At 72.6% G+C, this 19,936-nt stretch carries 19 protein-coding genes; 12 read left to right on the forward strand and 7 right to left on the reverse strand.

What is annotated here, in order from left to right:
- Positions 1-204: 204 nt before the first annotated feature.
- Both ADK41_RS22730 and ADK41_RS22735 read right to left on the reverse strand, forming a co-directional pair.
- Positions 205-1,311: an adenylate/guanylate cyclase domain-containing protein gene (locus tag ADK41_RS22730; RefSeq protein WP_030830297.1), complete on the reverse strand. Its 1,107-nt coding sequence runs from the start codon at positions 1,309-1,311 to the stop codon at positions 205-207.
- Positions 1,312-1,450: 139 nt separating this feature from the next.
- Positions 1,451-2,335: a biotin--[acetyl-CoA-carboxylase] ligase gene (locus ADK41_RS22735; RefSeq protein WP_030830294.1), complete on the reverse strand. Its 885-nt coding sequence runs from the start codon at positions 2,333-2,335 to the stop codon at positions 1,451-1,453.
- A gap of 215 nt (positions 2,336-2,550) precedes the next feature.
- On the opposite strand from ADK41_RS22735, the gene ADK41_RS22740 reads away from it, so the two are divergent.
- The 4 genes from ADK41_RS22740 (at position 2,551) to ADK41_RS22750 (ending at position 5,234) form a co-directional block, all read left to right on the forward strand.
- Entirely contained in the window at positions 2,551-4,140 is a 1,590-nt protein-coding gene (locus ADK41_RS22740; RefSeq protein ID WP_030830290.1) for an acyl-CoA carboxylase subunit beta, read from the forward strand.
- A 9-nt stretch (positions 4,141-4,149) separates the two neighbouring features.
- Positions 4,150-4,356, forward strand: a complete 207-nt coding sequence (locus ADK41_RS22745; protein WP_030830287.1) for an acyl-CoA carboxylase epsilon subunit — start codon at positions 4,150-4,152, stop codon at positions 4,354-4,356.
- A gap of 97 nt (positions 4,357-4,453) precedes the next feature.
- Positions 4,454-4,582 (forward strand): morphogenic membrane protein MmpB, encoded by a 129-nt coding sequence (gene mmpB, locus ADK41_RS43960; RefSeq protein ID WP_106979509.1) that lies wholly within the window; start codon positions 4,454-4,456, stop codon positions 4,580-4,582.
- A gap of 31 nt (positions 4,583-4,613) precedes the next feature.
- Positions 4,614-5,234: a Maf family protein gene (locus ADK41_RS22750; protein ID WP_030830285.1), complete on the forward strand. Its 621-nt coding sequence runs from the start codon at positions 4,614-4,616 to the stop codon at positions 5,232-5,234.
- Here the strand turns inward: ADK41_RS22750 and ADK41_RS22755 are convergent.
- On the reverse strand, positions 5,203-5,694 hold the full coding sequence (locus tag ADK41_RS22755; protein WP_037804645.1) for a hypothetical protein: 492 nt from the start codon (positions 5,692-5,694) through the stop codon (positions 5,203-5,205). The two genes, ADK41_RS22750 and ADK41_RS22755, sit on opposite strands and share 32 nt — an antisense overlap.
- A gap of 364 nt (positions 5,695-6,058) precedes the next feature.
- Here ADK41_RS22755 and ADK41_RS22760 point away from each other — a divergent pair, with 364 nt between their 5' ends.
- Positions 6,059-7,831: an acetyl/propionyl/methylcrotonyl-CoA carboxylase subunit alpha gene (locus tag ADK41_RS22760; RefSeq protein ID WP_053634838.1), complete on the forward strand. Its 1,773-nt coding sequence runs from the start codon at positions 6,059-6,061 to the stop codon at positions 7,829-7,831.
- Positions 7,832-8,412: 581 nt separating this feature from the next.
- On the opposite strand, the gene ADK41_RS22765 is transcribed toward ADK41_RS22760, so the two are convergent.
- A complete protein-coding gene (locus ADK41_RS22765; protein WP_078662053.1) occupies positions 8,413-9,354 on the reverse strand; it encodes a DeoR/GlpR family DNA-binding transcription regulator in 942 nt (313 codons plus the stop codon).
- A gap of 110 nt (positions 9,355-9,464) precedes the next feature.
- Entirely contained in the window at positions 9,465-11,012 is a 1,548-nt protein-coding gene (locus ADK41_RS22770; RefSeq protein WP_324604900.1) for an NAD(P)H-quinone dehydrogenase, read from the reverse strand.
- Here ADK41_RS22770 and ADK41_RS22775 point away from each other — a divergent pair.
- From ADK41_RS22775 to ADK41_RS22785, 3 genes are all read left to right on the forward strand, one after another.
- Positions 11,011-11,451, forward strand: a complete 441-nt coding sequence (locus ADK41_RS22775) for a gamma-glutamylcyclotransferase (RefSeq protein ID WP_030830272.1) — start codon at positions 11,011-11,013, stop codon at positions 11,449-11,451. The genes ADK41_RS22770 and ADK41_RS22775 overlap by 2 nt on opposite strands.
- Positions 11,452-11,541: 90 nt before the next feature.
- Complete coding sequence (locus ADK41_RS22780; protein ID WP_030830269.1) at positions 11,542-12,366, forward strand: purine-nucleoside phosphorylase; 825 nt, start codon at positions 11,542-11,544, stop codon at positions 12,364-12,366.
- A gap of 567 nt (positions 12,367-12,933) precedes the next feature.
- Positions 12,934-14,568: a phospho-sugar mutase gene (locus tag ADK41_RS22785; RefSeq protein WP_030830266.1), complete on the forward strand. Its 1,635-nt coding sequence runs from the start codon at positions 12,934-12,936 to the stop codon at positions 14,566-14,568.
- 60 nt (positions 14,569-14,628) lie between these two features.
- On the opposite strand, the gene ADK41_RS22790 is transcribed toward ADK41_RS22785, so the two are convergent.
- Positions 14,629-15,312, reverse strand: coding sequence for a PH domain-containing protein (locus tag ADK41_RS22790; protein ID WP_030830263.1), 684 nt, complete (start codon positions 15,310-15,312; stop codon positions 14,629-14,631).
- A gap of 112 nt (positions 15,313-15,424) precedes the next feature.
- On the opposite strand from ADK41_RS22790, the gene deoC reads away from it, so the two are divergent.
- The 3 genes from deoC to ADK41_RS22805 are packed head-to-tail and all read left to right on the forward strand — an operon-like array spanning position 15,425 to position 18,700.
- Positions 15,425-16,378 carry a deoxyribose-phosphate aldolase gene (gene deoC, locus ADK41_RS22795; protein WP_030830260.1) on the forward strand — a complete coding sequence of 318 codons (954 nt, stop codon included), beginning with the start codon at positions 15,425-15,427 and terminating at the stop codon, positions 16,376-16,378.
- Between the two features lie 5 nt (positions 16,379-16,383).
- Positions 16,384-17,820, forward strand: coding sequence for an aldehyde dehydrogenase family protein (locus tag ADK41_RS22800; protein ID WP_030830257.1), 1,437 nt, complete (start codon positions 16,384-16,386; stop codon positions 17,818-17,820).
- Entirely contained in the window at positions 17,813-18,700 is an 888-nt protein-coding gene (locus tag ADK41_RS22805) for an aldehyde dehydrogenase family protein (RefSeq protein WP_030830254.1), read from the forward strand. Before ADK41_RS22800 ends, ADK41_RS22805 begins: the two co-directional genes overlap by 8 nt.
- Before the next feature lie 75 nt (positions 18,701-18,775).
- On the opposite strand, the gene ADK41_RS22810 is transcribed toward ADK41_RS22805, so the two are convergent.
- Positions 18,776-19,114, reverse strand: a complete 339-nt coding sequence (locus tag ADK41_RS22810) for a hypothetical protein (RefSeq protein ID WP_030830251.1) — start codon at positions 19,112-19,114, stop codon at positions 18,776-18,778.
- 127 nt (positions 19,115-19,241) lie between these two features.
- On the opposite strand from ADK41_RS22810, the gene ADK41_RS22815 reads away from it, so the two are divergent.
- Positions 19,242-19,883, forward strand: coding sequence for a uridine kinase family protein (locus tag ADK41_RS22815; protein WP_234318899.1), 642 nt, complete (start codon positions 19,242-19,244; stop codon positions 19,881-19,883).
- Positions 19,884-19,936 lie beyond the last annotated feature (53 nt).

The following is a 19,936-nucleotide window of genomic DNA, read 5'->3' on the forward strand; positions in this document are numbered from 1 at the left end:
CGCCACGACCGCCCCGGACACGGAGGACGCAGAGAGCACGGAGGACACGGCGGACGCCCCGACCGCACCGCCCGTCACCGCGCCCGCCACCACCCGCGGACCGCACCCCGGGCCCCCGTCCCGGCCTGTGCGTGCCGATCATCGGCATCTGTGCGGGCGGCCGGGGTTAGCGGCGCCGTTCGGATCCTGTCGGAGTCGCGGGGCCTAGGACGGGACGGAAGCCCCGTTGCGGCGCGTGAGCAGCCAGGGTTCCACCACGCCCAGACCACGCACGGGCCGCTGCCACATCGGCTGGAGCGCGAACCGGTAGCCCGGCGGCTCCTCGCCCTCCTTCTCCGCCGCGGCCACCGCCTCGGCCGCCGCCGCCTCGGAGGCGGGCGCTTCACGGGTGCGGATCAGCTCCTCGGCGAAGGCGCTGTCGACCAGCACCGCGTCCCGGGGGGCTATGGACGTGAGCCGGGAGGCCAGGTTCACGGTCGTGCCGAACACATCGCCCATCCGGGTGGTCACCGTGCCGAACGCCATGCCGACCCGCAGCTCCGGCATGGTCTCGTCGTTCGCCATGGTCTCGATCAGCCGCATCGCGATGTCCGCGGCGATACCGGCGTCGTCGGCGACGTAGAGCACCTCGTCGCCCAGCGTCTTGATGAGCCGCCCGCCGCGCGCGGCGACCAGATCGGCGGCGGTGGTCTCGAAGGCCTCGACGAGCTCGCCGAGCTCCTCCTCCTCCATCCGCCGGGTCAGCCGCGTGAACCCCACGAGGTCCGCGAAGGCGACGGCGAGCCGCCGGTCGACCATCTCCTCGTCGTCGGCGCCCTGCACGACCCGTCCGGCCGACGCGGCGAGCTGCCGCCGCCAGACGTACACGAGGAACTCCTCCAGCTCGGGCAGGAGCAGCTCGACGATCGGATACGTCACCTCGGTGCGGGTCATGCCCGGCTCGGGCGGCTCGGTCAGCCCCTCCAGGAACGAGTCGATCTGCCACTCGGCCAGCCGGGCGGTGGTCTGCCCGGTGGACCGCGCCACCTGCACCGCCATGGCCTCGCTCAGCAGGCCCGCCTCCACCAGACCGGCGAGCCGGCGCAGCGCGAGGACGTCGGCCTCGGTGAGCGCCTTGGCCTGGCCGACGTCGGCGAACCCCATCGCCCGCCAGAAGCGGGTGGCCAGCTCCATGGTGACGCCGGCGCTGCGGGCCGCCTGGAACGGCGTGTAACGCCGCTCGGCGCCCAGGATGAGATGTTCGAGGCGCAGGGCAAGCGGATCCTCGCCGGCGCCCTGCGCGTCCGTGGAACCCGAGTCGTCGACGGTCACGCGTGCCCTTCCGATCTGCCATGGCCAGGTATCGACCGCGCTCAACTCTACGGCAGGTGTGCGCCAGCTCACTCCGTTCCGTCGGGCCGTGGGGTGAGGCCGCGGAAGGCCGCGGCGGCCCCCCGCCGAAGCCGTGGTCTCACCTCGCGCGCACGTGGATGATGTCGCCCGCGCCCACCGGTTCCTGCACGCCCTCCCCCGTGGCCAGGACCAGGCGGCCGTCGCCGTCCACCGCGACCGCCTCCCCCACCAGCTCCCGGTCCCCGGGCAGCTCCGCCCGCACCACCCGCCCCAGCGTCGCGCACCCCGCCGCGTACGTCTCCTGCAGGCCGCTCGCCCCCGGGTCGCCTCCCGCCGCCCGCCACCGTCCGTACCAGTCCTCCAGCGACCGCAGCACCCCGCGCAGCAGGGGATCCCGGTCCGTGCTCACCGCCCCCGCCAGCGCCAGCGATCCCGCGGTCGGCACCGGCAGCTCATCGCCCCGGAGGCTCACATTGACGCCGACTCCGATCACCACCCCGTCGGCCCCGGCCCGTTCCGCCAGGATTCCGCCGGCCTTGCGTTCCTCTCCCCCCACCGTGACCAGCAGGTCGTTGGGCCACTTCAACGCCGTGTCGACGCCCGCGGCCCGCGACAGCCCGGTCGCCACCGCGACACCGGTCAGCAACGGCAGCCAGCCCCACCGCGCCACCGGCACCTCGGCGGGCCGCAGCAGCACGGAGAAGAACAGCCCCGACCGGGCCGGCGCGGTCCACTGCCGGTCGAGGCGCCCCCGCGCGGCGGTCTGCTCCTCGGCGACGAGGACGACGCCCTCCTCCAGGCCGCCCGCGCCGGCCCGGGACACGAGGTCGGAGTTGGTGGAGCCGGTGCGCTGCACCACGTCCAGCTGCGTCCACAATCCGCCCGCGCGCACGAGCCCCCGGCGCAGACCGGCGGCGTTCAACGGCGGGCGGTCGAGGTCGGACCACCGTCCCGGCCTCGGCTCACGGGGCCCGCCGGGCGTACCTTCACCATGGGGTGTCATGCGTCCCACCCTAGGTTCGGCCTGCTCCGCCCCGCACAGGGGACGGGTCCCGGCCCGGGGCACGGTGACGACATGGACTCTCCGAGGATCTCCTTCCCGCGTCTGTGAAGGGGAAAGCGGTGTGGGAAAGACCGCACTGCCGATACGGAGGGCCCCCACTACGCTACGGATGAGTAACCGTCCCCCCTTTTGAGCAGGCAGGGAGCCGCATCCCGATGTCCGAGCCGGAAGAGCAGCAGCCCGACATTCACACGACCGCGGGCAAGCTCGCGGATCTGAGGCGTCGCATCGACGAGGCGACGCACGCCGGCTCCGCACGCGCGGTCGAGAAGCAGCACGCCAAGGGCAAGCTGACGGCCCGTGAGCGGATCGACCTCCTGCTCGACGAGGGGTCCTTCGTCGAGCTGGACGAGTTCGCCCGGCACCGCTCCACCAACTTCGGCCTCGACGCCAACCGCCCCTACGGCGACGGCGTCGTGACCGGTTACGGCACCGTCGACGGCCGTCCGGTCGCCGTCTTCTCCCAGGACTTCACCGTCTTCGGCGGGGCGCTGGGCGAGGTCTACGGCCAGAAGATCGTCAAGGTGATGGACTTCGCGCTGAAGACCGGCTGCCCGGTCATCGGCATCAACGACTCCGGCGGCGCCCGCATCCAGGAGGGCGTGGCCTCGCTGGGCGCGTACGGCGAGATCTTCCGCCGCAACACCCACGCCTCCGGCGTGATCCCGCAGATCAGCCTGGTCGTCGGCCCCTGCGCGGGCGGCGCGGTGTACTCCCCCGCCATCACCGACTTCACGATCATGGTCGATCAGACGTCCCACATGTTCATCACCGGACCGGACGTCATCAAGACGGTCACCGGCGAGGACGTCGGCTTCGAGGAACTCGGCGGCGCCCGCACCCACAACACCGCGTCCGGCGTCGCCCACCACATGGCCGGCGACGAGAAGGACGCGATCGAGTACGTCAAGCAGCTGCTGTCGTACCTGCCGTCGAACAACCTCTCCGAGCCCCCGGCGTTCCCGGAGGAGGCGGACCTGACGGTCACCGACGAGGACCTCGAGCTGGACACGCTCGTCCCGGACTCGGCGAACCAGCCCTACGACATGCACACGGTGATCGAGCACATCCTCGACGACGCCGAGTTCTTCGAGACGCAGCCGCTGTTCGCACCGAACATCCTCACCGGCTACGGCCGTGTGGAGGGCCGTCCCGTCGGCATCGTCGCCAACCAGCCGATGCAGTTCGCCGGCTGCCTGGACATCACCGCCTCCGAGAAGGCGGCCCGCTTCGTGCGCACCTGCGACGCCTTCAACATCCCGGTGATCACCTTCGTCGACGTCCCCGGCTTCCTGCCCGGCGTCGGCCAGGAGCACGACGGCATCATCCGCCGCGGCGCCAAGCTGATCTACGCCTACGCCGAGGCCACCGTCCCCCTCATCACCGTCATCACCCGCAAGGCCTTCGGCGGCGCCTACGACGTCATGGGCTCCAAGCACCTGGGCGCCGACCTCAACCTGGCCTGGCCCACCGCCCAGATCGCCGTGATGGGCGCGCAGGGAGCCGTCAACATCCTGCACCGCCGCACCATCGCCGAGGCCGAGGACCCGGAGGAGACCCGCGCGCGACTGATGCGGGAGTACGAGGACGCCCTCCTCAACCCCTACGTCGCGGCCGAACGCGGCTACGTCGACGCGGTGGTCATGCCGTCCGACACCCGCCGGCACATCGTCCGCGGGCTGCGTCAGCTGCGCACGAAGCGGGAATCCCTGCCTCCGAAGAAGCACGGCAACATCCCCCTCTAAGGAGCCGACGTGATCAAGGTCGTACGGGGCAATCCCACCCCGGAGGAGCTGGCCGCCGCACTGGCGGTGGTCCGGGCGCGCGCCGCGGCGGCGTCAGCCGTGCCGTCCGGCGCGCCCACCCCCCGCGACGCGTGGTCCGACCCGTCCCGGATCGCGGCCCGCCCCGTGCCCCGCCCGGGCCCGGCATCGTGGACGCGCACATACTGGCCGAGCTAGCGACGCCCGGCTCAGGGGCGCGGTGCGACGGCGCCGTGCCCCTACTTGAGTACGCGTACTCAGGCGTCCCGACCGGGCCGGGCCCCACGCTGGTGACATGCTGTGGTCCGACCCCGAGAACGAGCCGCCCAAGGAACTGCGGGACACGCAGGACATGCTGCGGCGGCTGGGCGTTCTCATGGCGCTGGCCATGGTGCTCGCCATGCTCGTGATCGGTGTGAGGTGAGGCATCCGGGCCACGTCGATACGCTGACCGCATGACAGATCAGCCGCGCCGCCGACTCGTGCTCGCCTCCCAGTCCCCCGCCCGGCTCGGACTGCTCCGGCAGGCCGGGCTGGACCCCGAGGTGATCGTCAGCGGGGTCGACGAGGACGCCGTCACCGCCCCCACCCCCGCCGAACTGGCGCTCGCCCTGGCCGAGGCCAAGGCCTCCGTCGTCGCCGCGAAGCCCGAACTCAAGGGCGCGCTGGTGATCGGCTGCGACTCGGTCCTGGAACTGGACGGCCGGGCCCTCGGCAAACCCGCGGACGCCGGGGAGGCCACCGCGCGCTGGAAGGACATGCGGGGCCGCGCGGGCACCCTGCAGACCGGCCACTGCGTGTACGACACCCTCAGCGGCCGGTACGTCTCCGCCACCGCCTCCACCGTCGTCCGTTTCGGTGATCCCAGCGACGAGGAGGTCGCCGCCTACGTGGCCTCGGGCGAACCGCTCCACGTCGCCGGGGCGTTCACCCTGGACGGCCGCTCGGCCCCGTTCATCGACGGCATCGACGGCGACCACGGCAACGTCATCGGCATCAGCCTCCCCCTGGTCCGGCGCCTCCTCGCCGACCTCGGCGTCGGCATCACGGAGCTGTGGGCGCCGCCGGAGGAGTGACCGCAGGCGCGGCCGGGGGACCGTCACCGCCGGCGCCGCCCTCGAAGGCGGCGTCGGCCGATCGCCCCGCAGGGCCGTCGTACGTCATCAGCAGCAGCACGACGAGCCCGAGCACGACCACCATGGAGAGGAACGCGAGCGGGCCGACCAGGCCCCACACGACCGCGCCCAGCAGTCCGTGCGCCACCGCCGCGCTGATCAGCAGGATCCGGCCGAGCCCGGCGGGCGCCCGGTCGCGCACGGCGACCAGCAGGGCCACCAGGCCGCACAGCGCGAGGTAGAGCCCGAAGACGATCCCGCCGATCTTCGAGGACGTCGACATCATGTCCGGATCGAGACCGGCCAGCGACATGTTCTGCCGGTCGACGACGACGCCCAAAAACCAGTTCAGCGCCGCGACGCCGAGCGCCTCGACGAACAGCACGAACGCCACGACCCACGCCACCGGTCTGCGCACCACCGGCCCCCACCCACTTTCGAGCACGACTGTGGTTACCCCGAGTACGTTCGGGCTGACGCGCAGGCTACTCACGGGTAAACCTCGGGACAAGGGTTCCGCGAAGGGCAAAGAATCATTGGGCCATTCGTAGGGACTCCACAAAGAAACGAAGTGGGCCGCAGCACGCTCTCACAGAGACCTTGACCACACAGGACGGCTAGGGTTTCCGGGAGGAGTCCTGCGCACCGAGGTGCGACAAGGGCTTTCGCGGGTCGAGCGAGCCTCGTATCACGCTCCGTGTGGGCAAGCTCACCAGTGGGGACGGGTCGAAGTGCCGTGTCGGCAGTCCCTAAACTCGGCTTGTTTCAAGGAGGGAGCCTCAATCGTGCGCAAGGTGCTCATCGCCAATCGTGGCGAAATCGCTGTCCGCGTTGCCCGGGCCTGCCGGGATGCCGGAATCGCGAGCGTTGCCGTCTACGCCGACCCGGACCGGGACGCTCTGCATGTCCGCGCCGCGGATGAGGCGTTCGCCCTGGGCGGTGACACTCCGGCCACCAGTTACCTCGACATCGAGAAGGTCCTGAAGGCCGCGAAGGAGTCGGGCGCGGACGCCATCCATCCGGGTTACGGCTTCCTCTCCGAGAACGCCGAGTTCGCCCAGGCGGTCCTGGACGCGGACCTGATCTGGATCGGCCCGCCGCCGCAGGCCATCCGCGACCTCGGCGACAAGGTCGCCGCCCGGCACATCGCGCAGCGCGCGGGCGCCCCGCTGGTGGCGGGTACGCCCGATCCGGTGAGCGGGGCCGAGGAGGTCGTCGCGTTCGCCGAGGAGCACGGGCTGCCGATCGCGATCAAGGCGGCGTTCGGCGGCGGCGGGCGCGGTCTGAAGGTCGCCCGGACGCTGGAGGAGGTCCCCGAGCTGTACGACTCCGCGGTGCGTGAGGCGGTCGCCGCCTTCGGTCGCGGTGAATGCTTCGTCGAGCGCTACCTCGACAAGCCGCGGCACGTGGAGACGCAGTGCCTGGCCGACCAGCACGGCAACGTGGTCGTGGTCTCCACCCGTGACTGCTCGCTGCAGCGGCGGCACCAGAAGCTGGTGGAGGAGGCGCCCGCGCCCTTCCTGTCGGACGCCCAGATGGAGGAGCTGTACTCCTCCTCCAAGGCGATCCTGAAGGAGGCCGGCTACGTCGGCGCGGGCACGGTGGAGTTCCTCGTCGGCCTGGACGGCACGATCTCCTTCCTGGAGGTCAACACGCGTCTGCAGGTGGAGCACCCGGTGACCGAGGAGGTCGCGGGGATCGACCTGGTGCGGGAGATGTTCCGCATCGCCGACGGCGAGGAGCTGGGCTACGGCGACCCGGTGCTGCGGGGGCACTCCTTCGAGTTCCGCATCAACGGCGAGGACCCGGGGCGCAACTTCCTCCCGGCCCCCGGTACCGTCACCCGCTTCGACGCGCCGTCGGGCCCGGGTGTGCGGCTGGACGCGGGTGTGGAGTCGGGCAGCGTGATCGGCCCGGCGTGGGACTCGCTGCTGGCGAAGCTGATCGTGACCGGGCGCACCCGCAAGGAGGCGCTGGAGCGGGCCGCCCGTGCGCTGGCGGAGTTCCAGGTCGAGGGCATGGCCACGGCCATCCCGTTCCACCGCGCGGTGGTGCGGGACCCGGCGTTCGCGCCCGAGCTCACCGGTTCGGCCGAACCGTTCACGGTGCACACGCGGTGGATCGAGACGGAGTTCGTCAACGAGATCAAGCCGTTCGCCGCCGCCGTGGACGCGGGGGCGGAGGAGGAGGTGGACCGCGAGACGGTCGTCGTCGAGGTCGGCGGCAAGCGTCTGGAGGTCTCGCTCCCGGCCTCGCTGGGCATGTCCCTGGCCCGTACGGGGTTGGCGGCCGGCGCGAAGCCGAAGCGGCGGGCGGCGAAGAAGTCGGGCCCGGTCGCCTCGGGCGACACGCTCGCCTCCCCGATGCAGGGCACGATCGTCAAGCTCGCCGTGGAGGAGGGGCAGGTGGTCAAGGAGGGCGACCTGGTCGTCGTCCTGGAGGCCATGAAGATGGAGCAGCCCATCAACGCCCACCGCTCCGGCACGATCAAGGGCCTGAGCGCGGAGGTCGGCGCCTCCGTCACCTCCGGCGCGGCCATCTGCGAGATCAAGGACTGACACGTCCGACGCCAGCGGCGCCACGTCCGCCCCGGTGGGGGCGGGGGTGGCGCCTGTGGTCGGTGGGTGGGTCGGGGCCGGGTCGGGGGTGTCCGTCCTCGGACCGGCGCGGATCACGCCCGCTGGAAGGGGTGCGGGGTGCGGACGCGCCGGCCGCTGCGGGCGGCCACCCCCGCCCCGACCCCTGCGCGCCGTACGCGGCCACCCGCAGTCGTTCCCGCCGCTCGCGCGACCAGCCCGCCTGCCGCGCCCTCCGCGGCCAGCCCCACGCCGCGCCCTCCACAGCCAGCCCCACGCCGCGCCCTCCGCGGGCAGTCGTGCCGCTGGGGCGGCACGGGTGGGCGCGGCGGCACCCCGTAAGCGCCGGGCCGCGCGAACACCCCCCGGCTCGCACCGACGTAGGGTCGCCTGGCGAAGTGCCGGGCGGTAAAGCCGCCCCGGGCCGGCACCGACACGCACCCCGTAGCACGCCAGGCCGCACGACTCCCCGGCCGACGCCGACACAGGGCACCCGCCACCGCGAGCGGACTGCGCAAGCCCCGGCCCGCAACAGCGTGAGGCACTCGCCAGGGCACCGGGCGTCAGCGCCTCCGCAGGTCCGCCACCCGCGCCCGCTCCGCCCCCTGCGCCTGCTCGGCCGCCGCCCCCAACGCCACAGCCGTACGCAGCCCGGACCCCTGCCGCCGCGGCCCGGGAAGGGGGACCTCCCGGCGCTGACGCCCCACCGAGCCCCCCTCACCCCCCGCCCCCGCGACAGCGATCTGCACGCCCTGATCGGCCAGCGCCTGCAACTCGGTCCCCGCCCGGTCGTCGTGCCCGGCCGGCTCGTCCGTCACCAGCCGCGTGATCAGGTCCGTGGGCACCGTCTGGAACATCGTGTCCGTACCGAGCTTGGTGTGGTCCGCGAGGACCACCACCTCCGCCGCGGCCTGCACCAACGCCCGGTCGACCGACGCCGACAGCATGTTGGACGTGGACAGCCCGCGCTCGGCGGTGAGACCGCTCCCGGAGAGGAACGCCCGGGACACCCGCAACCCCTGCAGGGACTGCTCGGCACCACTGCCCACGAGGGCGTAGTTCGAGCCGCGGAGCGTACCGCCGGTCATCACGACCTCCACCCGGTTGGCATGGGCCAACGCCTGGGCGACCAGCAGGGAGTTGGTGACGACCGTGAGGCCGGGCACCCGGGCCAGCCGGCGGGCCAGCTCCTGCGTGGTGGTACCCGCGCCGACCACGATCGCCTCGCCCTCTTCCACGAAACTCGCGGCGAGGTCGGCGATGGCGGTCTTCTCGGCGGTCGCGAGATGTGACTTCTGCGGGAACCCGGACTCTCGCGTGAAACCGCCCGGCAGTACCGCACCGCCGTGCCGGCGGTCGAGGAGTCCTTCTGCCTCCAGCGCGCGCACGTCCCGCCGTACGGTCACTTCGGAGGTCTGGACGACGCGGGCGAGCTCACGGAGCGACACGGCCCCGTTCGCTCGCACCATTTCGAGGATCAATTGGCGACGTTCTGCAGCGAACACGAAACTGACAGTAACGCCGACGACCGTCTGCTTTCAGCAGTTTGCGCTGAATAGCAGAAGTTGTTCGCACGACCCCACACCAAGTGGTATAGGGCCGCCCTTTCCGGACGTCAGGCCTCCGCGTCCGCCTTCCGCGTGTGCAACTGCCGTGCCACCTCGGCGATCGAGCCCGACAACGAGGGGTAGACCGTGAAGGCGTTCGCGATCTGTTCCACCGTCAGATTGTTGTCGACCGCGATCGAGATGGGGTGGATGAGTTCCGAGGCGCGCGGCGCGACGACCACGCCGCCCACCACGATGCCGGTGCCCGGACGGCAGAAGATCTTGACGAAGCCGTCGCGGATGCCCTGCATCTTCGCGCGCGGGTTGCGCAGCAGCGGCAGCTTCACCACGCGGGCGTCGATCTTGCCGGCGTCCACGTCGGCCTGGGAGTAGCCGACGGTGGCGATCTCGGGGTCGGTGAAGACGTTCGACGAGACCGTCTTCAGGTTCAGCGGGGCCACCGCGTCGCCCAGGAAGTGGTACATGGCGATGCGGCCCTGCATCGCCGCCACCGAGGCGAGCGCGAAGACGCCGGTGACGTCGCCGGCGGCGTAGACGCCGGGGGACGTGGTCCGGGAGACCTTGTCGGTCCAGATGTGGCCGGACTCCCGCAGCCTGACCCCGGCCTCCTCCAGGCCCATGCCCTCGGAGTTCGGGATGGCGCCCACGGCCATCAGACAGTGCGAGCCGGTGATGACGCGGCCGTCGGCGAGCGTCACCTCCACCCGGTCGCCGACCCGCTTCGCGGACTGGGCCCGCGAGCGCGCCATGACGTTCATCCCGCGGCGGCGGAAGACGTCCTCCAGCACGGCGGCCGCGTCCGGGTCCTCGCCCGGCAGCACCCGATCGCGCGAGGACACCAGCGTCACCTTCGACCCCAGCGCCTGGTAGGCGCCGGCGAACTCGGCTCCCGTGACACCGGATCCGACCACGATGAGCTCCTCGGGGAGCTCGTTCAGGTCGTACACCTGGGTCCAGTTCAGGATCCGCTCGCCGTCGGGGCGGGCGTCCGGCAGCTCGCGCGGGTGCCCGCCGGTCGCGATCAGCACGGCGTCCGCGGTGAGCGTCTCCTCGGTCCCGTCCGCGGCGCGCACCACGACCTTCCGCGACCCGTCGAGCGCCTGCATGCCCTCCAGCCGGCCCCGCCCGCGCAGCACCCGCGCGCCGGCCCGGGTCACCGACGCGGTGATGTCGTGCGACTGGGCCAGTGCGAGCCGCTTCACACGCCGGTTGACCTTGCCCAGGTCCACGCCCACCACCCGGGCGGCCTGCTCCATCGGCGGGGTGTCGTCGGCGACGATGATGCCCAGTTCCTCGTACGAGGAGTCGAAGGTGGTCATCACCTCGGCCGTGGCGATGAGGGTCTTGGACGGCACGCAGTCGGTGAGCACCGACGCCCCGCCCAGTCCGTCGGCATCGACGACGGTCACCTCCGCGCCGAGCTGTGCGGCGACCAGCGCCGCTTCGTATCCGCCGGGTCCGCCACCGATGATCACGATCCGAGTCACGTACTCCATTGTCCCGCACACTTCACCGTGCGACCGTCCGGGGGCCTCGGCCGTGGCTCCCCCGTTACCGGAGTGGCCCGCGCACCCGCTGCCGTACCCTTCCCCCATGTCGCTCTACGCCGCGTACGCCGGCAATCTGGACGCGCGGCTGATGTCCCGCCGCGCCCCGCACTCGCCGCTGCGCGCCACCGGCTGGCTGAACGGGTGGAGACTGACGTTCGGGGGCGAGCACATGGGCTGGGAGGGCGCCCTGGCCACGCTGGTCGAGGACCCGATCTCGGCGGTCTTCGTCTCCCTCTACGACATCGCCCCGATGGACGAGGAGTCCCTGGACCGCTGGGAGGGCGCGGGCGGCCTGGACCTCTACCGCCGCACCCGGGTGCGCGCGCACACCCTGGACGGCGAGGAGCCGGCCTGGGCCTACGTCCTCAACAGTTACGAGGGCGGCCTCCCCTCGGCCCGCTACCTGGGCGAGATCGCCGACGCGGCCGAGTCCGCGGGAGCGCCCCACGACTACGTGATGGAACTCCGCAAGCGTCCCTGCTGACGTCCTCGGCGGGAAACGACAAGACAACGATCGGCAACCCGTCGACTCCGACATCTACGCGCGTAGGCGAATACCGGCTACCCTCATCGCGTGAACGCTTCTCTTCTTCCGGACGACATCCAGGGCGACCCGTACGCCGCAGCCGACGCCGCCGCCGCGCGCCTGCGCGAACTCACCGGCGCCGAGACCCACGACGTCGCGCTCGTGATGGGCTCCGGCTGGGCCCCGGCCGTGGACGCCCTCGGCACGCCCGAGGCCGAGTTCCAGGTCACCGAGCTGCCCGGTTTCCCGCCGCCGGTGGTCGAGGGCCACGGCGGCAAGATCCGCTCGTACGCCATCGGTGCGAAGCGGGCCCTGGTGTTCCTGGGCCGTACGCACTACTACGAGGGACGCGGGGTCGCCGCGGTGGCCCACGGTGTCCGTACGGCCGTGGCCGCGGGGGCGAAGACGATCGTCCTGACGAACGGCTGCGGGGGTCTGCGCACGGGCATGCGCCCCGGGCAGCCGGTCCTGATCAGCGACCACATCAACCTCACGGCGACCTCGCCGATCGTCGGCGCGAACTTCGTCGACCTCACGGACCTCTACTCGCCGCGTCTGCGGGCGCTGTGCAAGGAGGTCGACCCCACGCTGGAGGAGGGGGTCTACGCGCAGTTCCCCGGCCCGCACTACGAGACTCCGGCGGAGATCCGGATGGCCCGGGTGATCGGGGCGGACCTGGTCGGCATGTCGACGGTCCTCGAGGCCATCGCCGCCCGTGAGGCGGGGGCGGAGGTCCTGGGCATCTCCCTGGTCACCAACCTGGCCGCGGGGATGACGGGCGAGCCGCTCAACCACGAGGAGGTCCTCCAGGCGGGCCGGGACTCCGCCACCCGGATGGGATCCCTGCTGGCACAGGTGCTCGGTCGCCTGTAGGGCGCGGTGGACGGTGTCCGCCGGCCGCCGCGTGCGGGCTTGCGCAGCCCGGCGCCTTGCGGGGTGCCGCCGCTTTGGTGCCGGCCGGGGGAGGTCCACGCGGCCCGGCGCTTACGGGGTGCCGCCGCGCCCACCCGTGCCGCCCTGGGGGTGCCTCCCAGGCCCTCAAGGCACTGGGGGAGGCACGACTGCCCGCGGCTGACGTGGAGTGCGACTGCCCGCAGAGGGCGCGGCATGCGACTGCCCGCGAGAGCGGCGGGAACGACTGCGGGTGGCCGCGTACGGCGCGCAGGGGTCGGGGCGGGGGTGGCCGCCCGCAGCGGCCGGCGCGTCCGCACCCCGCACCCCTACCAGCGGGCGTGATCCGCGCCGGTCCGAGGACGGACACCCCCGACCCGGCCCCGACCCACCCACCGACCACAGGCGCCACCCCCGCCCCCACCGGACCGCACGAGGCGCCGCAGGCATCCCCCACCGAAAGCCGCACCACAAGCACACCACACGCACCCCACCGACCCCGCAGGCATGAAAGCCTGACGGACGACCAACGAGAGAGGCCGACCGACCGTGCAAGACGACGCCCTCATCGCACAGGCCCAGGCGTGGCTCGCCGAGGACCCCGACCCGGACACCCGCGAGGAACTCGCCCGCCTCATCGACACCGGCGACCACGCCGAGATCGCCGCCCGCTTCAGCGGCACCCTCCAGTTCGGCACCGCCGGCCTCCGGGGCGAACTCGGCGCGGGCCCGATGCGCATGAACCGCTCCGTCGTCATCCGTGCGGCCGCCGGCCTCGCCGCGTACCTCAAGAAGAACGGCCACACCGGCGGCCTCGTCGTCATCGGCTACGACGCCCGCCACAAGTCCCGCGACTTCGCCGAGGACACCGCCGCCGTCATGACCGGCGCCGGCCTCCGGGCGGCCGTCCTGAACCGCCCCCTCCCCACCCCCGTCCTCGCCTTCGCCGTACGGCACCTCGGCGCGGTCGCCGGAGTGGAGGTCACCGCCAGCCACAACCCGCCCCGCGACAACGGCTACAAGGTGTACCTCGGCGACGGTTCCCAGATCGTCCCCCCGGCCGACGCGGAGATCGCCGCCGAGATCGCGGCCGTGGCCTCGCTCACCACGGTCCCCCGCCCCGCCGAAGGCTGGGAGACCCTCGACGACACCGTCCTGGACGCCTACCTCGCCCGCACGGACGCGGTCCTGTCCAAGGACTCCCCCCGCACCGCCCGCACCGTCTACACGGCGATGCACGGCGTCGGCAAGGACGTCCTCCTCGCCGCCTTCGAACGGGCCGGCTTCCCGCAGCCCGTCCTCGTCGCCGAGCAGGCCGACCCCGACCCGGAGTTCCCGACCGTCGCGTTCCCCAACCCGGAGGAGCCCGGCGCGATGGACCTGGCGTTCGCGAAGGCCCGGGAGACCGACCCCGACCTGGTCGTCGCCAACGACCCCGACGCCGACCGCTGCGCCGCCGCGGTCAAGGACGGCACGGACTGGCGCATGCTGCGCGGCGACGAGGTCGGCGCCCTGCTCGCCGCCCACCTGGTCCGCCGCGGAGCGACCGGCACGTTCGCGGAGTCGATCGTGTCGTCGTCCCTCCTCGGCCGCATCGCCGAGAAGGCGGGCCTCCCCTACGAGGAGACCCTGACCGGCTTCAAGTGGATCGCCAGGGTGGAGGGCCTCCGCTACGGCTACGAGGAGGCGCTCGGCTACTGCGTCGACCCGGACGGCGTACGCGACAAGGACGGCATCACGGCCGCCCTCCTCCTCACGGAACTGGCCTCCGGGCTGAAGGCCGAGGGCCGTACCCTCCTCGACCTCCTCGACGACCTGGCCGTCGAGCACGGCCTGCACGCCACCGACCAGCTCTCGGTCCGCGTACAGGATCTCGGCCTCATCGCGTCCGCGATGCGCCGCCTGCGCGACCGGCCGCCCACGGAGCTGGCCGGCCTCCGGATCACCGCCGCCGAGGACCTGACCCGGGGCACGGAGGCCCTCCCGCCCACCGACGGTCTCCGCTACACCCTGGACGGGGCGCGGGTCGTCGTCCGCCCCAGCGGCACGGAACCGAAGCTGAAGTGCTACCTGGAGGTGGTGGTCCCGGTCGCCGCGAGGAGCGGACTCCCCGAGGCCCGCGCGAAGGCGACGGCGCTCCTCGCGAGGATCAAGCAGGACCTGTCCGAGGCGGCCGGCATCTGAGGACACCCGACGCGGGGCGGGCGCGCCCGCCCCGCGTCACCACCTCACCGCCTCACCGCCTCACCCCACGGCCAGCAGGACCGCCAGCAGCACGGCCCCGGCGACGACGGGCGCCGCGATCTCGTAGGCCCACCGCACGGTCACCTCGCCCTGCGCGGTCCCGGCGTCCTGCCGCCGCTCGTGCAGCCCGCGCATCTCGTCCATCGCCCGGTCGCTCTCGTGCCGCCGGGGCCCCTCGGCGGCACCCCCCGCACCCCCCGCACCGCGTCGACCGCCGTCCCCGCGCACCACCTGCGCGGCGGCCCTCGCCTCCTGCCGGTTCGCCTTGTTGCGGGCCCGCAGCGACACCGGAAGGGACCACAGCTGGTACTTCGCACCGGACGCGGTGAGGACCTCGTTGGTGAACCCCGACCGCAGGGAGGCGACCTGCCCCCAGGGCAGCACGATCACGCGGAACGGGTTGCGGACGCGCAGCCGGTCGTCGTTCACGTACACGGCGGGGCGCAGGGTGTAGGCGACGACCAGCGGCACGAGGAAGAGCATCGCGGCGAGGGCCAGCCACGGGGTGCGGCCCTCGCCGGCGAACACCGCGTCGACGCCGAGCCATCCGATGACGGCGAGCAGCAGCACACCGCCGACGAGACCCGCGGACGAGCGGTAGATGCGGTCCTGGTACCGGGGTGCCGCGGACCCGGTCGGCTTCGTGGGCTCCGGGTCGGGCGACTGCTGCTCGGGGGAGGTCATGCTTCCGATTCTGCACGACGCCCCGGGGGAGGCCGTACGCGGCGGAAGCCGTACGCGATCCGCCCCGGGGCTGTACAGCCGCTACGCGCGTAGATATGCTCGTCTGGTGACCATGCCCACCACTGCACCACACGCTCTCAGCGACGTCACCGCGTCCGACGGCACGCTGCGCCGCTTCCTCCACGGGCTGCCCGGCGTCGACGCGGTCGGCCTGGAGGCGCGTGCCGCCTCCCTCGGCACCCGTTCGATCAAGACGACCGCGAAGGCGTACGCCATCGACCTCGCCATCTCGATGGTCGACCTGACGACGCTGGAAGGCGCGGACACCCCGGGCAAGGTCCGGGCGCTCGGCGCGAAGGCGGTCCGTCCCGACCCGACCGACCGCACCACGCCCGCCACGGCCGCGGTCTGCGTCTACCCCGACATGGTGGCCACGGCGAAGGAGGCCGTCGTCGGCTCCGGCGTCAAGGTCGCCTCCGTCGCCACCGCCTTCCCGGCCGGCCGCGCCCCGATCGCCGTGAAGCTGGCGGACGTCCGCGAGGCCGTCGCCGCCGGTGCGGACGAGATCGACATGGTCATCGACCGCGGGGCGTTCCTCGCGGGGCACTACCTGAAGGTGTACGACGAGATCACCGCCGTGAAGGAGGCCTGCGGGACCAGCGCCCGCCTGAAGGTCATCTTCGAGACGGGCGAGCTGTCGACGTACGACAACATCCGCCGCGCCAGCTGGCTCGGCATGCTGGCCGGCGCGGACTTCATCAAGACCTCGACCGGCAAGGTCGCCGTCAACGCGACCCCCGCGAACACCCTCCTCATGCTGGAGGCGGTCCGCGACTTCCGCGCGCAGACCGGCGTCCAGGTCGGCGTGAAGCCGGCCGGCGGCATCCGCACGACGAAGGACGCCGTCAAGTTCCTGGTCCTGGTCAACGAGACCGCGGGCGAGGACTGGCTGGACAACCACTGGTTCCGCTTCGGCGCCTCCTCGCTGCTGAACGACCTGCTGATGCAGCGTCAGAAGCTGGCCACCGGCCGCTACTCCGGCCCCGACTACGTGACGGTGGACTGATCACCATGGCATCCGCATTCGAGTACGCACCGGCGCCCGAGTCCCGCTCGGTCGTCGACCTCGCCCCGTCGTACGGGCTGTTCATCGACGGCGAGTTCGCCGAGGCGGCCGACGGCAAGGTCTTCAAGACCGTCTCCCCCGCCACCGAGGAGGTCCTCTCCGAGGTCGCCGAGGCCGGTGAGGCGGACGTCGACCGCGCCGTGAAGGCCGCCCGCAAGGCCTTCGAGAAGTGGTCGGCGCTCCCCGGCTCCGAGCGCGCGAAGTACCTCTTCCGCATCGCCCGCATCATCCAGGAGCGCAGCCGCGAGCTCGCCGTCCTCGAGACCCTCGACAACGGCAAGCCGATCCGGGAGACCCGCGACGCGGACCTCCCCCTGGTCGCCGCGCACTTCTTCTACTACGCCGGCTGGGCCGACAAGCTCGACCACGCCGGCTACGGCGCGAACCCGCGCCCCCTCGGCGTGGCGGGCCAGGTCATCCCCTGGAACTTCCCCCTGCTGATGCTGGCGTGGAAGATCGCCCCGGCGCTCGCCACCGGCAACACGGTGGTCCTGAAGCCCGCCGAGACGACCCCCCTCTCCGCCCTGTTCTTCGCGGACGTCTGCCGCCAGGCGGGCCTGCCCGGGGGCGTCGTCAACATCCTCACCGGCGACGGCCGCGCCGGCGCCGCGCTGATCGCCCACCCGGACGTGAACAAGGTCGCCTTCACGGGCTCCACGGCCGTCGGCAAGGAGATCGCGCGCACGGTCGCGGGCTCCCGCAAGAAGCTCACCCTCGAACTGGGCGGCAAGGGCGCCAACATCGTCTTCGACGACGCTCCTCTCGACCAGGCCGTCGAGGGCATCGTCAACGGCATCTTCTTCAACCAGGGCCAGGTCTGCTGCGCGGGCTCCCGCCTGCTGGTCCAGGAGTCGATCCACGACGAGCTCCTCGACTCCCTCAAGCGCCGCCTGACCACGCTCCGCCTCGGCGACCCGCTGGACAAGAACACCGACATCGGCGCGATCAACTCCGCCGAGCAGCTGGCCCGGATCACCGCGCTGGCCGACCAGGGCGAGGCGGAGGGCGCCGAACGCTGGTCCCCGGCCTGCGAACTCCCGGAGAACGGCTACTGGTTCGCCCCGACGCTGTTCACGAACGTCACCCAGGCGCACACCATCGCCCGTGACGAGATCTTCGGCCCGGTCCTGTCCGTCCTCACCTTCCGCACGCCGGACGAGGCCGTCGCCAAGGCCAACAACACCCCGTACGGCCTGTCGGCGGGCATCTGGACGGAGAAGGGCTCGCGCATCCTGGCGGTCGCCAGCAAGCTCCGCGCGGGCGTCATCTGGTCCAACACGTTCAACAAGTTCGACCCGACCTCGCCGTTCGGCGGCTACAAGGAGTCGGGGTTCGGCCGCGAGGGCGGCCGCCACGGCCTGGAGGCGTACCTCGATGTCTGACCGACTCAACGTGCTGAAGACCTACAAGCTGTACGTCGGCGGGAAGTTCCCGCGTTCCGAGAGCGGCCGGGTGTACGAGGTGACAGACGCGAAGGGCACGTGGCTGGCCAACGCCCCGCTCTCCTCCCGCAAGGACGCCCGTGACGCGGTGGTCGCCGCGCGCAAGGCGTTCGGCGGCTGGTCCGGCGCGACGGCGTACAACCGCGGCCAGATCCTCTACCGGATCGCGGAGATGCTGGAGGGCCGCCGCGGTCAGTACGTCGCGGAGGTCGCCGACGCCGAGGGCCTGTCGAAGTCCAAGGCGGCCCTCCAGGTGGACGCGGCGATCGACCGCTGGGTCTGGTACGCGGGCTGGACCGACAAGATCGCCCAGGTGGTCGGCGGCGGCAACCCGGTCGCCGGCCCGTTCTTCAACCTGTCCTCCCCCGAGCCGACGGGCGTGGTCGCCGTGCTGGCCCCCCGGGAGTCGTCCTTCCTGGGCCTGGTCTCGGTGGTCGCCCCGGTGATCGCGACGGGCAACACGGCGGTCGTGGTGGCGTCCGAGAGGTCCCCGCTGCCCGCCCTCTCCCTCGGCGAGGTGCTGGCCACCTCCGACCTCCCCGGCGGCGTGGTCAACATCCTCTCCGGCCGCACGGCGGAGATCGCCGCCCCGCTCGCCGCGCACCAGGACGTCAACGCGATCGACCTCGCGGGCGCCGACGAGGTGCTGGCGAAGGAGCTGGAGATCGCGGCCGCGGACAACCTCAAGCGCGTCCTGCGTCCACAGCCTGTGGACGACTGGTCGGCGACGCCCGGCACGGACCGCATGACGGCGTTCCTGGAGACCAAGACGGTCTGGCACCCGACGGGTTCGCTGGGCGCGTCCGGCTCCGCGTACTGAGCCCCCCAACCGGAGCGCCGTACCCCTCCTTCGTCCGGGAGGGGTACGGCGCTCCGCCGCTCCGCGCCCGGCCGGTCAGCCGCGCAGCGCCTCCGTCGCCCGTCCCGCCACCGGGACGTCGCCCACCGTCGGCGCCTGGGCGACCGGCCCCGTCACCTCGCGCGAGTCCACCGGCCGGAAGTCGGCGACCTGCGTGCCGACGCCGTTGTCGAGCGGGTCCACGCCGGTGCCGGCCAGCGGATTGGGCTTGAGGTCCGCGACCGTGCCCACGGTCCGGCCGGCGCCGTCGAGGAGCGGGGTGGAGTCCGCGGCCGCCGCCGTCGCCGCGCCGGCCCCGAGGGCCACCGATGCGGTCGCGAGGACGGCCAGGGCGCGTCGGGCGGTCGGCGTCCTGGGTGCCTTGTGTCGGGCCATCGCTCTGCCACCTGCCGCCTTCGTCGAGTAACCGGACCGACGCGAAGAGTAGTTGACATGTGACGCGCGCTTCAAAGCCGTACCGCGGGTCGTACGCCGCCCGGGCGATGCCTCAGACTGGTGTCCCGTGAGTTCCCTGTCGCCCATATCCGCGCGAGTCGTGCTGCTCTGCGGCCCCTCCGGCTCCGGCAAGTCCCTCATCGCGGCCCGTTCCGGTCTTCCCGTGCTGCGCCTCGACGACTTCTACAAGGAGGGCGACGACCCGACCCTGCCCCTCGTGGCGGGCAGCTCCGACATCGACTGGGACCATCCCGGCTCCTGGGACGCGGACGCCGCCGTCGCCGCGATCGAGCGGCTGTGCCGCACACGTCGTACGCAGGTCCCCGTCTACGACATCTCGCTGAGCGCCCGTACCGGCGAGGGGGCGGTCGACATCGGCGGCACGCCGCTGTTCATCGCCGAGGGCATCTTCGCCGCGGAGATCGTCGAGCGCTGCCGTGAACGGGATCTGCTGGCCGACGCGCTGTGCCTGAACCGCGGCCCGGTGCGGACGTTCCGGCGGCGGTTCCTGCGGGATCTGAAGGAGGGCCGCAAGTCGGTGCCGTTCCTGCTGCGCCGCGGCTGGCGGCTGATGCGGCGGGAGCGGTCGATCGTGGCCCGTCAGACGGCGCTGGGCGCGTACGCCTGCGACCGGGACGAGGCGCTGGGCCGCCTCGCGAGGGCGGCGGTCGCCGGACGCACGGCGACGGGGACGAGCACGGCGGCCTAACGGGGCGCCCGCACCACCGGGCGCATACGAAAGGCGGGACTGGGCGGGCCCCC

This window comes from Streptomyces caelestis, from assembly GCF_001279005.1.
GTDB lineage: Bacteria > Actinomycetota > Actinomycetes > Streptomycetales > Streptomycetaceae > Streptomyces > Streptomyces heliomycini.

Excerpts from the sequence above, each read along its gene's own strand:
- ADK41_RS22800 (WP_030830257.1), top strand. The coding sequence starts at position 16,384 with ATGGCATCCGCATTCGAGTACGCACCGGCGCCCGAGTCCCGCTCGGTC.
- mmpB (WP_106979509.1), top strand. The coding sequence starts at position 4,454 with ATGCTGTGGTCCGACCCCGAGAACGAGCCGCCCAAGGAACTGCGGGAC.
- ADK41_RS22810 (WP_030830251.1), bottom strand. The coding sequence starts at position 19,114 with ATGGCCCGACACAAGGCACCCAGGACGCCGACCGCCCGACGCGCCCTG.
- ADK41_RS22775 (WP_030830272.1), top strand. The coding sequence starts at position 11,011 with ATGTCGCTCTACGCCGCGTACGCCGGCAATCTGGACGCGCGGCTGATG.
- deoC (WP_030830260.1), top strand. The coding sequence starts at position 15,425 with ATGCCCACCACTGCACCACACGCTCTCAGCGACGTCACCGCGTCCGAC.
- ADK41_RS22735 (WP_030830294.1), bottom strand. The coding sequence starts at position 2,335 with ATGACACCCCATGGTGAAGGTACGCCCGGCGGGCCCCGTGAGCCGAGG.
- ADK41_RS22790 (WP_030830263.1), bottom strand. The coding sequence starts at position 15,312 with ATGACCTCCCCCGAGCAGCAGTCGCCCGACCCGGAGCCCACGAAGCCG.
- ADK41_RS22750 (WP_030830285.1), top strand. The coding sequence starts at position 4,614 with ATGACAGATCAGCCGCGCCGCCGACTCGTGCTCGCCTCCCAGTCCCCC.
- ADK41_RS22805 (WP_030830254.1), top strand. The coding sequence starts at position 17,813 with ATGTCTGACCGACTCAACGTGCTGAAGACCTACAAGCTGTACGTCGGC.
- ADK41_RS22740 (WP_030830290.1), top strand. The coding sequence starts at position 2,551 with ATGTCCGAGCCGGAAGAGCAGCAGCCCGACATTCACACGACCGCGGGC.
- ADK41_RS22770 (WP_324604900.1), bottom strand. The coding sequence starts at position 11,012 with ATGGGGGAAGGGTACGGCAGCGGGTGCGCGGGCCACTCCGGTAACGGG.